Source organism: Longitalea luteola (assembly GCF_017356035.1).
GTDB lineage: Bacteria > Bacteroidota > Bacteroidia > Chitinophagales > Chitinophagaceae > Niastella > Niastella luteola.
The window spans coordinates 133656-149282 of sequence record NZ_JAFIQX010000009.1; the positions used below are offsets into that span (position 1 = coordinate 133656).

A 15627-nucleotide genomic window follows, 5' to 3' on the forward strand; every position below is an offset into this window, starting at 1 on the left:
CAAAATCCCAAAATCAGAAATCAGAAATCGTTATTGGACGGTTACTTCCAGGGGCGATACGTTCCAGCCTTCTACTGCTATCAGCAGCTTGTCTGCCGCCGTATCACATTCCACCATAATCTTTTTTTCGCCGCCCGGCATTACAGAAAAATAATTGTCGCTGTAATATACCGGCAATAACCGCTCTTTCTTTTTGGCGTCGAGCAGCGTAATGCGGTTAAAGAAGGCAACGGGGCTGCTTTCTGCGTTGTTCAGGGTCACTTCCACTTTTCCTTTTTCAATGCGCTTTGCTTTTACTTTCAGTGCGGCATGGGCAAGCGTTTGCAATCCGGAATACGTTCCGGATTCATCGGGCAACCAGTAAAAATTATCACTCACCACTTTTTTGTTCTCATCCAGTAACTGTAGTGAAAGGAAAACGCCCATGTGTTTTGCCAGCTTATCTTTCAGTTCTTTTACTGATAAGATCCGTTTTACCGACGATGGTTCTACATACGTAAACACCTGCGTTACGAAACTGTCTTTGCCTGACATTTCATAAAAACGCACCGACAGCATCAGATCTCTTTGTACCGAAAAGCTGTTGTTCACGATGGTTACCATGCCATCGGCAGGATTGTACATCACATGCACCGGTTCGCTGCCCGAACGCAAGCCAAACAAACAGGCGTTGGGATCTAGGTAATAATCATACATCTGTCCGCGTAAAGCCGTCCACGGGTTTTGGGTTTTCCAGATGATAAACCCGGTGTACCAATCCCACATGCGGTTACTGAATCCCTCGGCCAGCGCCCGGTACTGGTCATAATTCACCAGCTGTGCTTTCCGGGTAAAATCAAAAATATCTTTTGGTGCACCGTAGGGATCGAGGTATTGGTTATACCCAATATATTTGTGATACTCCCAAACCGAATCAACCTGCTTCAACGCATATTGCGGCATTTGCATATTCTTGCCGGGGATGAACCGCTGCAATGATGCATAATCTCCTACGCCTACCGAACCCACTTCAGAGTTGAATGGATACGTGCGGTGCTCCCAAAACGTGAGTGGGTCCTGGATGCCATAGGGTCCATCGCCATTACCACCAAGGGCGTTATAAGACATTTCATCGCTGTTGGAATAATCAACGAACCAGCGGGTTCCATCCAGTGCCGGTAAGATAGAATCCTTTAATGGCACCAGGATATCCTGGGGCGGTGTGATCTCATTGCCGCCGCACCAGATGGCCAGCGACGGATGGTTGCGCACCATTTTCACCTGGTCGGCTGCTGATCGCAAGAACAGCGCATGATCGTTGGGGTATTTTCGGCGCGTCCATTGATCTTCCGATTTCATGGGATCAACCCAGCGGCCATTGCAATCGCCCGACATCCAGAAATCCTGCATCACCAGCAATCCATATTTATCACAGGCGTTGAAAAACTCCGGCCTTTCCAACAATGCGCCGCCCCACACCCTGATGAGGTTCAGGTTCATATCGCGATGATAGCGCACTTCTGCATCGTAGCGTTGATCAGTAAAGCGCAGCATTGCGTCGGAAATGATCCAGTTACCACCTTTGATAAAAATCTTCTGTCCGTTTACCGCGATTTGTTTGCTTCGCGTGGTGGCATTCCAGGATGTTTGAATTTCCCGAACGCCGGTAGTGACCTGCTCTTCATCGGTAACGGTTTGTCCGTTCTCGAGGAATTGAAAACGGATCGTATATAAATTTTGGGGGCCATAACCACTGGGCCACCACAACTTCGGATCGTTAAGCTGGAACACCGGCAGCTTTACTTCCTTCACCGCTCCCGGTTCTATTGATACCTGCTGCTTTACGGTTTGGCCGTCCAGCTGGTATTGCAATACCCCTTCTTTCCTTGCATCGGTAGGATTTTCCAGTTCGGCGCTTGCTATTATTTGTGCAGGCTGTTGCGCACCATTGGGCGAACGAATGCCAGGCACCTGGGTAACCACATGCGGGTTTTTGATATTCACCGATCCGGTTCTTTCAATATATACTTTATCCCAGATACCAGTGTTGCGGTCGCGGATGGGTTGGATCCAGTCCCACCCCGCTACATATTGATGCGATACATTGCGCGCAATGGTACCATCGCCGCCTTGTCCGCCATTGGGATTACCTACAGGATCGATGGGATATACAATGACTGCCAGCCGGTTATTGCCATTCGCGTTCAACAGGCGGGTAATATTGTACGACTGGCGTAAGAACATGCCGTAGTGCCGGGCGTTGTTAAGTTTTTTTCCATTCAGGAACAGGTCGCAACTGTAATTCACGCCCCTCAATTGTAACCATACCTGTTCACTGCCCTGCGGCGCTTTTTCTGAAAAGTCTTTTACAAACCAGTAAGTATAATGATCACGACCGGTGGTATAAATGTCGGGGATCTTTTCATTGTTCATACCATAAAAAGGATCCGGCACTTTCTTGTTGTTCAACAAAGTGGTTAACACAGTGCCGGGCACGGTGGCCGGCATCCATCCTTTCACCGGATAGGCTGGTGCAGATAGTTTCTCACCATTTACTTTTACCGATCCGATGGGCGCACATAACCAGCCGCTGTTCAATTCGTACCGGTTTTGACCGATGGCTACCTCTGCGGCCATTAAGAGTAACCAAATTAAATTCTTCATTGCTCGTTTCTTTATTATATCGTGAATCGTCAATTATTGTTTAACGAGGTGTGCCACACTTTGGAAGTGTGGCACACCTGCCACTGCCAGTTCATAAAATAATTTACTTCTTGCCGCCCGCTTTTACACTGGCAACAATTTTCTTGTCAGCCGAATTGCTACCAGCGAATATCGTATAGTTGCCCGGATACAATTTCCAGCTACGGCTGGCCAGATCCCATTTTTGCAGCTCTGCAGCGGGTATGCTCAATTGTACCATTTCCTCACCACCTGCTTTTACATGTACCCGTTTGTAAGCTTTCAGTTCTTTCAACGGCATGCGGTCAACCGGTGGATATTCAACATATACCTGCACTACTTCATCGCCATCCCTGCTACCGGTATTCTTTACTTTTATAGAAAAGGTAACGCTGTCTTTCACCGTGCGGATATTGGCCGGCATCTTTTGCCATTCATACGCAAAGGAAGTATAGCTCAACCCATACCCGAACGGATATTGCACCTTGCCATTGAAGTAACGGTAGGTTCTGCCCTTCATGGCGTAATTGTCGTATGCCGGCACATCGGCAAAAGACTGGTAAAAAGTTACCGGTAAGCGGCCAGCGGGTGATACGCGGCCAAACAGGATATCTGCCAGTGCATTGCCACCCTGTTCACCCGGATACCAGGCCAGTATGATGGCGTCTGCATAGGGTTCCATGGCCGAAATGTCAACCGCGCTGCCTGCGGTCACAACGGCAATGATGGGTTTCTTATTCGATTTACGCAACGCCTTCATGAACGCGATATGCGCCGCCGGCAAACTCATGTCGGGTTTGTCGCCACCCTGTGCTGCAAGGAATGCGTCGCCTTCCTCGCCTTCATATACCGGGGTTAAACCGATCACGGCTACGGTTATATCGGCATTGCCAGCAGCCCAGATGCCGCCAAAGCGAGTGGTATCGGTGTAGTCGCTTCCGAGATCATATTCGACGCGCGTGCCCGCATCCACCGCATTGGTGATGCCCTCCAGGAAACTTACCGCCCGGTTGCTGACGCCGTGGTAGTTGCCCAGCAATGCGTCCATTGAAGCGGAGTTGGTGCCCAGCACCATGATCTGCGGATATTTTTCTTTACTGATGGGCAGTAACTGGTTGTCGTTCTTTAACAGCACCATACTTTGTTGGGCCATCGTACGCGCCAGGGCCGCATGCGCCGCATTGGCAACGCTGTCAGCGCCATAACCGGCATAAGGATTTGCAGTAGCCGCATCAAAAAAACCCAGTTTGAACTGGGTGCGTAAAATACCAGCCAGCGCACTGTCCACTTCTTTTTCGGTGAGCAGTTTTTGTTCGATGGCTTTCATCACATCCCGTTGTAAAATGTTGGAGCAATCGAGGTTCACGCCTGCTTTGATGGCGGCGGCAGCTACTTCAACACCTGAAGGCATTACCTTATGCCGCAGAAAAATGTCATCGAGCGCACCGCAATCTGTTACCACATGTCCTTTGAACTTCCATTCCTTACGCAGGATGTCCTGCAATAAAATATTACCGGTGCAACAAGGCTGATCATTCACTCGATTGTAGCCACACATCACTGATTCCACCCCGGCATCTACCAATGCTTTAAAAGCATAGAGATAGGTTTCCCGCAGATCCTTTTCGTCGACCACGGCATTGAAGGTATGCCTGCCTTTTTCGGGGCCGCTGTGCACGGCAAAATGTTTGGCACAGGCCGAGGTTTTCAAATAACGGCTGTCATTGCCCTGCAGCCCTTTCACAAATGCCCTTCCCATACGCGCCGTTAAAAACGGATCCTCTCCATAGGTCTCCTGTCCCCTGCCCCATCGCGGATCGCGGAAGATATTGATGTTGGGCGACCAGAAAGTAAGTCCCATATATTGTAAACGGTTGCCCTTGCCGGTTGACAGATTGTATTTGGCGCGGGCTTCCGTAGAAATAACCGTGGCCGCCTGGTATAACAGGTCATCGTTAAAAGTTGCTGCCATACCAATGGCCTGCGGGAACACGGTTGCCACTCCTGCCCGGGCAACACCGTGCAGCGCTTCATTCCACCAGTTATAAGCAGGTATGCCCAGCCGTTGTACTTCCTGACTGCGATATCCCAGCAATGAAACTTTTTCAGGAAGCGTCAGCTGATGCAACAGATCGTTCACCCGGGCATCCATGGGTTGTGCGGCGTTGCGAAACAATGCCGTACTGTTTTGAGCCTGTACCGTCATTGCAATGCAGCAACTTAATGAAAGCAGAATATTTTTATTCATGATGTAGTTAAAATTGTTAGTTATGCCTTTGCTTATTTAGTATCGAGCTTCAACTCGGTTAAAACAGGCTTTGAAGTTGTAGCTATCACCGGAATGATATGATCGTTCAACTGTTCAAACACCACGATCTCATTAATGCCTTTTTTAAGCCAGCAGCCTGGTAAGTATAAGGTTTGCTGGGGTCCTACCTGCCAGTAGCGGCCGAGGTTAATACCGTTAACAAACACAATTCCCTTACCCCATTTTTGCATATCGAGGAACATATCGCCGGGCGTGGTTACCGTAAACGTACCACTGTACAGCGCTGCCCTCCCGTCCTTTTGTTTTCCGGCATCCAACACCGGTTTTTGCGTAAATGGCAGTTTGTACATATTCCAGCCACCGGTGATCTCCATATCATTGATCAGCACCGGTGAAATAATGCCTTTATTGTTATGCACGATCTCACTTCCGTAATTAATGCGGCCCATATTCTCTACCAAAATATCCAGCGTGCCGTTGAAAGGAATATCCACGTTAGCCGTATATTGTTTATCAATGCGGTTCAGTACAGCCACTTTCTTCCCATCTACATAAACAACGGCAAAGTCCCGCAGCCCTTTCAGCTGCAGCGTACCTTGAATAGGCTGCGTGAACCGTTTGCTGTACAAAACATAGCCATGTCCCTGGTTCAGGGCTTCAAAAGTTAACGGCGTATCTGCTGTTACCGGTTCAACGGTTTTTTTCCAGTCGAACAGGTCCATCGATTTATTGAGTTGAATGGCCGGCAGCGTGATCACCGGAATTTTGGCGGGAATTTCCGGTACCGGATATTTTACGTACTGCTTCATCAGCTCACGAACGGCCAGGTATTTCGGCGATGCCCAGCCTGCTTCTGTGATGGGTGCATCATAATCATAACTGGTAAGATCAGGTTGTATATCATGATCGTTGTTGTAATTGGCGCCGGAACTAAAACCAAAATTGGTGCCGCCATGCACCATGTAAAAATTGAAATGAACCCCGTTCTTCAGGTATTTTTCCAGTTGCCCGGTAACTTGCTGCACCGGAATATTGGGGAAAGGCTCGGCCCAGTGGTGCAGCCAGCCGGGATAAAATTCCGCCACCATATAAGGGCCTTCATTATTATGATATTTGTTCACTACTTTTTTCAGGTTCTCAACATTGTCTTCCCCATTGGCAGTGGGCAGCACGCCGGGTATTGAGCCGCCTTCAAACAGCCAGCTACCATCAGATGTAAAAAACGGACCGGTAAGCCCGGCACTGATCAACTGCTGGTGTATGGCTTCATTATATTTCCGGTGCTCTGCCAGCGGAATATCTTTTCGTTGCGACACATAGGAACCGAATTCATTTTCCACCTGTACCATAATGATGGGTCCGCCCCTGCTCACCAGGTAATTCTTTACCTGTGCTGCCAGTTGGTTGATGTATACTTTGCAGGAATCCAAAAACGGTTTATTGTATGCCCTGATCACCAGGTTCGTATCCTTCAATAACCACCAGGGGTATCCGCCGAACTCCCATTCGGCACATGCATAAGGACCAGGACGCAGGATCACAAACAATCCTTCTTCCTTGGCAATCCGCAAAAATTCACTGATGTTGTGGTTCCCGGTGCTGAAATCCCAAACCCCGGGGGCCGGATTGTGAAAATTCCAGAACACATAAGTGGCTACTGTATTCAGGCCCATTGCCTTCATCATCTTCAGCCGATGCCGCCAGTAAGGCGCCGGAATACGGGCATAATGCATTTCACCCGAATGGATCTGCACCGGCTGGTTATCGTACAGGAACTGGCCGTTCTTAACTTCAAACGTATGTATCTTTTGCGCAGTGGCATTTTTTTGCGCGGTAGTATTGGCTGCTAACAACAAACACAGTAAGCCAGTTAGCAGTTGCTTCTCTATGTTAACCACATACCGACGCCGGAAATATCTCATACTATGTCCTTCTATTGTTTTTATAATTCGTATTAATAAATAGCTACATTGGAAATTACCGGACAGGCTTTTGAAGCCGTGATATTGATGCGTACTTTACCGGCTTTTACCGGCGCCAGCTTCAAAATGCGTTTGTATCCGATGGTAGTGCCGGCGGCCACCTGTTGCCAGGCATCGTTATTCCAAACTTCTATGGTAAATGATTTTACCCGTTGGCCCAGTTTGATGTATTCCTGCAACATAACATATTTGATCGTTTGCAGTTTGCCGGTGTTTATTTCCAGTGAAGCCATGGTTACTTCATCGTCTGTTGCCCAGTAGGATTCCGGATCATTGTCCACCGCATTGCCAGCCGCATAGGCCGCCTCTTTTCCACGGTAGTTGCTGGCAGTTGCAGCAGCGCCCTGCGCTTTATTCTTACCCAGCTCGCGGTTAAGGATGTTCCGGAAACCATATAATGATTTGATATCCTTTTCATGGAAAAGGCCGCGCTGATCGGGCGGTATGTTCAGCAATAATACCGAACCGCGGCCAACAGAAGTAAGATAAATATCAAACAGCTGCTCAGGGGTTTTAACCAGTGAATCTTCTTTTTTGTGATAGAACCAGCCCGGCCTGATAGATACATCCACTTCTGCCGGGATCCAATGGGTACCGTCTTCCGATCCGGTATTCAACAATTCTTCAATACCGGCTTTGCCGGCATACAATGTATCGGGTGTGATGGTGTTCCAGTTGGTTTCTCCTGCTACACCGCGTTCATTACCCACCCAACGTACGCCGGGGCCGGCATCACTGAAGAAAATAACGTTGGGTTGCATCTGGCGTACAAGGTCCAAAGTCGTTGGCCAGTCGTAATAGGTCCTTCCGTCGATCCTGCGCTTTTCATTGGCGCCGCCATAATAGCCGTCACCTCCATTCGCGCCATCGAACCACATTTCAGTGATGGGGCCGTAATTGGTGAACAGTTCTTTTAACTGGTTCCTGTAATACGTAATATATTCGGGGGTACCATAGTCGGCGCGGTTGCGATCCCAGGGCGAAAGGTACACGCCGAACTTCAAGCCGTATTTCCGGCAGGCATCGGCCGCTTCTTTTACAATGTCGCCTTTGCCGTTTTTATACGGACTGTTCTTAATGGAATGTTCAGTGTATTTGGTTGGCCATAAACAAAATCCATCGTGGTGTTTGCAGGTAAGGATCATTTGCTTGAACCCGGTTTCTTTCAATACCCGCGCCCATTGCATGGCATCAGTTCCTTTCGGGTTGAACAATTTCGGACTCTCGTTACCCATGCCCCATTCCCGGTCAGTAAACGTATTGATCGTAAAGTGTACAAATGCATTCGTTTCCATCCTGTGCCAGGCCAGCTGCGCCGGCGTAGGCACCGGACCAACAGCCGCCGGCGGATCAACCGGGCGAACATGGGGTGGTAAGAAAGCTATGGATACCAGTGCCGCTGCTGCTGTTATAATAACTCCTGTTCTGAATTTCATACTCGCTATGATTGTATAATTCGATTAATTAAACTTCTATAATCAGGCTGAAGGCTCAAGGCTGAAGGCTCAAGGCTCAAAGCTCAAAGCTCAAGGCTCAAGGCTCAAGGCTTAATGCTAAATGCTGGTTTCCGCATATTAAGAATGCCGTCTCCTACGCGGGCTGTTCTTTTCGCTCTGATTACTGCATTCCGCGTCTAGCAGCGTTTTGTGTTTTGCGTTCAGCGCCTGCCTGCCGGCAGGCAGGTTCAGCGTTTTGCGTTAATCCCCTGCTACCACAAACTCAAATGTCAGCGCCGGCGTACCTTTTAATTTTTGTACGTTTGACGGTATTGTCACTTTTACCTTCTCGCCGCTGACTACATACTTCACATTAGCGCCAGTCGTCAATAACTTCAATTTTGAACCTTTGGCAGGAATATTAATATCCCATTCAATGGTTGCCGGCACTGTACTGTTCTCATCCAACAGCGCCAATGCATACACTGACCTGGTATTCTTCGATTGGGTGAAATACACTTTACCACTTTGATAGCCCTGAATAGGCCGGGTGTTATAAATGGCAGCACCATTTGCTTTCAGCCAGTTGCCGATCTCGGTCAGCCGCTGTACTGCAGGCGCATCCAGCGTGCCATCAGGTTTCGGACCAACACCTAATAAAAGACTGCCCCCTTTGGCTACTACTTCAATCAATTGATGAATGACCTTGCCGGCAGATTTTAATTTGTCGCCAGGCACATAGCCCCAGTTATCACCGAGGGTAATGCAGCTTTCCCACGGATGCTCGAGCTGTTTATCCGGCACGCGTTGTTCAGGCGTTTGGTAATTCTCATAAGGACCATGCACAGTCCTGTCCACGATCAGCAGACCGGGTTGCGCTTTGCGGGCCATGGTAGCAATAGCAGGCATATCAATGTCCTGGCTCCACGCAGGTATGGCTGCGCCCCATGCCTTCACTTCTTCTGTCACGGTCTCCAGCGGACGCACCCAGCCTCCATCGAGCCACAGGATGTCCATTGACCCGTAGTCGTGCATCAGCTCACGGATCTGGTTATACGTATACTCCTTGAATTTATTCCAACGCCAGGGATGTTTGCGGATGTCGTAATTATTATTGCGATCGGGCGTTGCATACATAGGCCACCAGTAATAGGGGCAATGCCAGTCAGGCTTTGAAAAATACGCACCGATCATAAACCCCTGCCTGCGAAAAGCATCAAACACATATTTGGCCACATTGGCTTTTGGATTGTTGGCGAATGGACCGGCCGTGATCTTGAAATCAGTTTCTTTTGTATCGAACATACAAAAGCCATCGTGGTGTTTGGTGGTAAATACGAGGTAACGCATGCCGGCATCTTTCGCCGCCTGCGCCCATTGGTCAGGGTTGAATTGAACGGGGTTGAAATCTTTGCTGAGGCCCCAATACCATTTTTTGAAATCGCCATAATCGCTGGTAGTGTCGCGGCTAACCCAATCTTCTGAACACAATGCCCAGGACTCGATCATGCCGGGAACTGCATACAGGCCCCAGTGGATGATCATTCCAAATTTCTGATCGCGCCAGGTCTCCAGCTTTTCCTTTACTGCCGGATCTGTAGGCCATTCGTATTTCGATGATTGCGGATGAACACCCTGCTCCTGTGCCAAAACGGTCGTGGTGTTCAATAAAGTGGCAAGGGCAAAACAAACTGTGCCATGCAATACCCAATGCTTTACAGCATGCAAACGGGAAGTACTGCTAATGATCATAAGCTGGATGCTGTTTTTTTTAAATGAATAATCTGCTTCCCCACCGGAAGATGACAGCGTTACTTGTTAAGATGGCTATACAAAAAATGAAAAGTGCTGATACCGGATACTGAATTAAAAAACGGGAGGCCAAAACTAAGTACTGACCAAGAAATTTCAACGATACATGCCGGATTTTAAAAAGTCCTGGACATTAAAACTTATTTAACGTCCCAAAATAGCTTACCTGTTCTCACATCTTTATCTTTTACGGATGCATAGTTTGTATTATATGAGATTTCACTCGAGGGGTACACCAGCCTGGAAGGCGGCAATTCGTACCCGGGTAAAGTAGATGGATAAAATTGTAAAACCGGGTACTTTGTCCTGCGGCATTCGGCCCAACTCTCCACCGATTGCAAAAAACCGAGATGCAGCCATTTCTGCAGCCAGATCTTCGCCAGTTTCTCATTGGCAGTGCCCGTATATTTTATGTGATCTGTTTGTAAAAAATCATCTATGACACCAGGAACCGGCAACGGTAAAGGCGTGCGGGTGACGCTGTTCAGGCTGTTTAAATAGTAATAAAAGGTAACTGACTGGCGGATGGCCTTTTCATAAGCAGCTGCGGCATCGCCCCCACCCCATCTTTCCCAGGCTTCCGCCTTTAAAAAATTCACTTCCGGCGCCGTGATCACGATGCCGGGTAATTTGCTGTTGAACAGGAAGGTAGCGGAATCGAGAATGGCGTAGCGGCCCAGGTTCACCTGTTGTTGCTCGGCATTAAAACTTACCGGTAAACCATTATAATCGGCATTGGGAATGAACTGATCGCCCTCTGTTCGGCCATATTTATCGAACAGGACCGGAATACGCGGGTCATTACTGGGTTTCATTACCGTATTCAACATGTAATCGGGCGCCGAATAATTGAACACTTCCGAGAGCGCGAGGTGCAGGTCATCGGCATAAGTGGTAAGCGGCTGTAATAGTACGTCGGTCTGTACCGGCATATAGTTCAGAGCGCCATCGATCAGCGGAAATATAGTCGGATTGTTGAGTATGGTAAGCACTTCATTCCTGGCCTTTTCTTCATTTACAAAAGACAATCGCATGAGCAAACGAAGGCGGATGGAATTGGCATACCGCTGCCATTTGTCAAACTGACCGTTCAACAGGATATCCTGCTTGCTGAATGCGGCATGGGCCGTGGATGATACCTGGGCATCGGAAAAATACAGCGCTGCATTTTTGAGTCCCTCAAGAATAACGTCGTACACTGTTGCTGCATTGTCGAACTTCGCCTCCACGAGCCTGCCTGAATTGTTTACACTGCCTGCCTGGCTAAAGGGAATATCACCCCACAGATCAACCATTTGCGAAGCCTGATCCAACATCACTACTCTGGCCGCCATATAGAACAGGGCAGATTCTTTTTTCCGCTGCTCATCCTGAATGGATTCATACAATGATTCTATTAACCGGTAATGAGCCAATATACCGCCGTTGCCGCCTTCTGTGGCGTTACCCGGCCGGTAAAAATCATTCCATCTGTCCTGCGTGTAACCGGCGTTTTGCTGGTAAACCGTAGTGGTGTTTAAATAACCTACCGATTGCGTGTAAATACCGGTATGCAGCACGACGAAAGTCCTGATGTTCCAGTAAGAGGGGCGCACCCGGTCATTGTGCAACATTTCAGTAAAGAACTTTTCCATCGATGGCTGTATCGTTTGGTCAGGGTCATAATACAGGTCTGCCAGCTTTTTGCGGCAGCTGCCTGCTGTTACCATCAGTAACAGTAACAATGTAATTATATATAGAACCCTTCTGGCCATAATTCGTCAAAAATCGAGGTTTACAGAAAATCCAAAACTCCGCGTTGCCGCCATGGAACCTTCATCCACACTTTGCCTGATCCAGTTGGAACCAATGGTTGCTTCAGGATCGATGTTCTTCAGTGTGCGATAGAAATACAACAGGTTCCTGCCGATGAGCGAAAAACGGATAGTGTTAAAATGCAACTTGCCGGTTAATTTCAAAGGCAAGGTATAACCCAGTACCACTTCCCGCAGTTTTATATAACTGTTATCTATCACTGCACTTTCATTTACCGCCGAAGCACCCCAGATAAATGTGTTCATATAATAATAGGCTGCATCAACGAGCTGGGTATTCTCTTTTCCGGCAACGGTAACACCAGGCAATATCACGCCATCATGGTATACTTTGCTGCCATTGGGCGCTGGGGCCTGATGATCGGGTAATAATATCTTTTCACCTGCCTGGTTGATATAATAAGGCAAGCCGCCATGTTCGGCATCCCGGTACTGCAGCGTGCTTTTATACATGCCGGCGCCGGTGTTGTACTTCAGCGGCGGCGAAACCATCTTACCCCCGATGCGGTAATCGATGGCACAATCGAATGAAAGATTTTTCCAGTTAATGGAGTTGAAAAAACCGCCGGTTACCCGGGGCATTACATTACCCACTTTTTCATAGCGGTTATTGTCGATCAGGTATAAGCCGTTTGAACCTATCACATAATTACCGGCATCGTCCTTCAATCGTGGATACACATATATGTTGCCCACCGTTTCATTTTCTTCCGCCACTATCCTGATGGCGTTTTGCTCGGCTTCATAAAATACAATATTGTTCACCCCGGATGATAGTCTGCTCACTTTCGATCGCGACAGCGATGCATTCAACTGGCTCATCCATTTTAATTTATTGATGGCTACCGGAATGGCATGTAACCGCATTTCCAGGCCATTGCTGCGCAACTCCCCGGCATTTACCAGTTTGGTAATGGCGCCGGAACTGGCGGGAATGCTCAATTGCACGATCTGATCTGCCGTGCGGCTATTATACCAGGTAAGATCGAAGCCCAGCCTGCCCCTCAACCACATCGTCTCTATACCTACTTCCAGCTCATATTTGTTTTCCGGACGAATATCATTATTGCCGGCATTCATTTGCGAATTCAATGCGGCTACGGGACCCGTATTGGTTGAAAGTGTTCTTTGAGTATAGGTTACAGGCGACGTGTAGGCCGGAGGTGCATTGCCAACAATACCTGCTGAGGCACGCAGCTTGCCGAACGACATCCACGCGGGCAGGTCGATCAATTCGGTGAATATAAAACCAGTGTTCAGCGATGGATAGAAATAGTTGTTTTTACCCGGGGGCAATGTAGAAGAATATTCCTGGCGGGCGGTGCCTTCAAAAAACAGGTAATTCTTATAAGCGAGGTTAAAAAAGCCCAGGAAAGCATATTTCAGGATGGCGCTTCTGTCGGTTATTGTCGTCACCGGGCGAAAAGAATTCTCTAAACTGAACCAGTTCTCTTCCAGCAGGCCATCGGTTGTTTCTGATGACTGATCGTTATACGTTTCTTTACGCGATTGAAACCCGCCTGTTATGGAAAGGCTCCAGTTGTTGTTCAACTTATCTGACCAGGTAACCAATCCATCGCCATATAAGATAGCATACCTGCCATTGGCTATCTTATACTGACCCGTACTGCTATTTGCAGCATTGAAAGCGGTGGGATATTCATTATACTGCCGGGTCTCGGTTTTCAAACTGGTAAAATCAGTGCCCAGCCTGGCCCTGAACTTCAGGTGTTTGTTCAATTCATAATGCAGGGTCACGCTGTTCAGGAAACGGTCCTGGTATTCATCTTCGCTGTTCCGCAGCTGCATCCATAAAAAATCAAGCATTTCATTCTTCACATTATAACGCAGTGCTTCGGCCGGATCCCGTTGGGCCTGGTTAAAAGGCACCCATTTGTAACCTTTACTGGTTTTGTACCTGTCAAACACAACACCCATATCTTCTGCCCGGCTGAAAAAACCGGCGTAGGCGGCAATGATCCTCGTCAACTGGTAAGGCCTGTTATGTACTTTGCTGTTGAAATAATTGGCAATTACATCCACATGAAATTTATCGGTGACCTTTATGTTGCTGTTGAAGTGAACCGTATTTCGCTGCAGATCGCCGCCCTGCTGTATGCCTTTATAATCGTTTCGCGTAAAAGATAAACGGTAAGCCAGCTTATCGGTCTGGTTGGCTACCGACGTATTGAAAATGGAATTAAAACCGGTCCGGTATAGTTGCCGGTAATTTTTGTCATGTGCGGTATAAGGGCGCATTTGTCCATCCCACCAGGGCACATTGCGGTTATCGAATTTTGGGCCGAACTGCGCATAGGCGGCAAAGTTTGGCCGCAGATCGTCGTTTATTCCATTGCCATCTGTATCAACCGGGATCCAGCCTTCCTCGGTAGCGCCTTCCGACAGATTGGTGGCTCTGTCGGCGCCGGGGCCATACAGCTGCTGGTATTTTGGTAAAAAAGCTGCTTTCTCTATGGTATTGGTATAATTGACAGAAATACCCAGTCGTTTTTTAGGCGTTCCTTTTTTGGTAGTGATCACTACCACTCCGGCTGCGGCTTCCGACCCATACAGGGCGGTTGCGCTGGCGCCTTTTAATATGGAAAGGTTGTCAATATCGGCCGGGTTAATATCGAGAATGCCATTGCCACGAATGCGCGGGTCTACCCAATAGCCGCCATTATTGAGGCCTGCAATGCCTTTTTCATTGGCATTGCGAATGATGATACCATCTACTACATACAATGGCTGGGCGTTGAAGTTGAGTGAGTTCACCCCGCGTATCTGCACCTGAACGGCGCTGGTAGCGCCGCCCGGCGCTGTATTGATCAACACCCCGGGCGAACGGCCATATAATGCAGATGCGAAATTGGTATTACCTGAGGAAGTGAGGTCTTCTGCATTCACGGTGCTTAACGAATAGCCCAGTGAACGTGAATCTTTATTTACACCCAGCGCAGTTACCACCACTTCATTCATCAGATTGTCTACCACGGCCAGTTGCGCATTCAGGTGAATGATGGCGCCGGAATTATGCAGGTGTATTTCTTTTTTCTCATAGCCAACGCTGCTAAGTTCCAACACTTCCCCTTTTGTGCCCTCGAGGTCAAACTCACCATCGGCATTGGTAGTGGTGCCGCGGCTGGTGCCCTTTACCCAAACACTAACATTGGCCAAAGGCTTTCCATCGGTGCTGGTGACCCGCCCTTTAACCAGTGAGCGCTTTCTTTCGGTTCCTGTATTTTTTGTAGCTGATGGGCCGGCAACATCTACCGGTTTGGGAAGCCCGGCGGCAGCAATGATGACGAAAGTTTTATCATTTATCTTTTTGTAATGCAGGCCGGTGAATTGCAGCATGTCATCGAGGATCTGCTCTACAGGCCGGTTCTTATTGACCACCGGTCGTACGGGCACATCACCATAAGCTTTGTTGGAGAATAAAAAGAAGATGCCTTTTGATTCATTCAATTGTTTGAGGATGGCAAATAGAGGCTGGCGGGCAATAGTAGTATCCTTTGCCGGGGTTGAAACGCCTGCATGTAAAGATTGCCGGGGTGGCTGCCCATCAACATAGCAAACAATCATTAAGGCAACCGTGAAAAAACCTCCCCGGAGAAATCTCTCCGAGCCTTTTTTCCTCATACGCAGATTTT

The 15627-nt window shown here is 48.3% G+C and carries 7 protein-coding genes; all 7 read right to left on the bottom strand.

The window, feature by feature from the left end; translation table 11 throughout:
* Nucleotides 1–30: 30 nt before the first annotated feature.
* Nucleotides 31–2643 carry a glycoside hydrolase family 2 protein gene (locus tag JUB15_RS20390; protein WP_207514497.1) on the bottom strand — a complete coding sequence of 871 codons (2613 nt, stop codon included), beginning with the start codon at nucleotides 2641–2643 and terminating at the stop codon, nucleotides 31–33.
* A gap of 103 nt (nucleotides 2644–2746) precedes the next feature.
* Nucleotides 2747–4909, bottom strand: a complete 2163-nt coding sequence (locus JUB15_RS20395) for a glycoside hydrolase family 3 N-terminal domain-containing protein (RefSeq protein ID WP_207514498.1) — start codon at nucleotides 4907–4909, stop codon at nucleotides 2747–2749.
* A 32-nt stretch (nucleotides 4910–4941) separates the two neighbouring features.
* A complete protein-coding gene (locus JUB15_RS20400; protein WP_207514499.1) occupies nucleotides 4942–6852 on the bottom strand; it encodes a beta-galactosidase in 1911 nt (636 codons plus the stop codon).
* Nucleotides 6853–6884: 32 nt separating this feature from the next.
* Complete coding sequence (locus JUB15_RS20405) at nucleotides 6885–8348, bottom strand: alpha-L-fucosidase (RefSeq protein WP_207514500.1); 1464 nt, start codon at nucleotides 8346–8348, stop codon at nucleotides 6885–6887.
* Between the two features lie 261 nt (nucleotides 8349–8609).
* Entirely contained in the window at nucleotides 8610–10100 is a 1491-nt protein-coding gene (locus tag JUB15_RS20410) for an alpha-L-fucosidase (RefSeq protein WP_207514501.1), read from the bottom strand.
* Nucleotides 10101–10300: 200 nt separating this feature from the next.
* Nucleotides 10301–11884 carry a SusD/RagB family nutrient-binding outer membrane lipoprotein gene (locus JUB15_RS20415; protein ID WP_207514502.1) on the bottom strand — a complete coding sequence of 528 codons (1584 nt, stop codon included), beginning with the start codon at nucleotides 11882–11884 and terminating at the stop codon, nucleotides 10301–10303.
* A gap of 36 nt (nucleotides 11885–11920) precedes the next feature.
* Complete coding sequence (locus JUB15_RS20420) at nucleotides 11921–15616, bottom strand: SusC/RagA family TonB-linked outer membrane protein (RefSeq protein ID WP_207514503.1); 3696 nt, start codon at nucleotides 15614–15616, stop codon at nucleotides 11921–11923.
* Nucleotides 15617–15627: the final 11 nt, after the last annotated feature.

What these genes read in the sequence shown, in the direction of transcription:
- JUB15_RS20390 (WP_207514497.1), bottom strand. Translation starts at nt 2,643, where the DNA reads ATGAAGAATTTAATTTGGTTACTCTTAATGGCCGCAGAGGTAGCCATC.
- JUB15_RS20395 (WP_207514498.1), bottom strand. Translation starts at nt 4,909, where the DNA reads ATGAATAAAAATATTCTGCTTTCATTAAGTTGCTGCATTGCAATGACG.
- JUB15_RS20400 (WP_207514499.1), bottom strand. Translation starts at nt 6,852, where the DNA reads ATGAGATATTTCCGGCGTCGGTATGTGGTTAACATAGAGAAGCAACTG.
- JUB15_RS20405 (WP_207514500.1), bottom strand. Translation starts at nt 8,348, where the DNA reads ATGAAATTCAGAACAGGAGTTATTATAACAGCAGCAGCGGCACTGGTA.
- JUB15_RS20410 (WP_207514501.1), bottom strand. Translation starts at nt 10,100, where the DNA reads ATGATCATTAGCAGTACTTCCCGTTTGCATGCTGTAAAGCATTGGGTA.
- JUB15_RS20420 (WP_207514503.1), bottom strand. Translation starts at nt 15,616, where the DNA reads ATGAGGAAAAAAGGCTCGGAGAGATTTCTCCGGGGAGGTTTTTTCACG.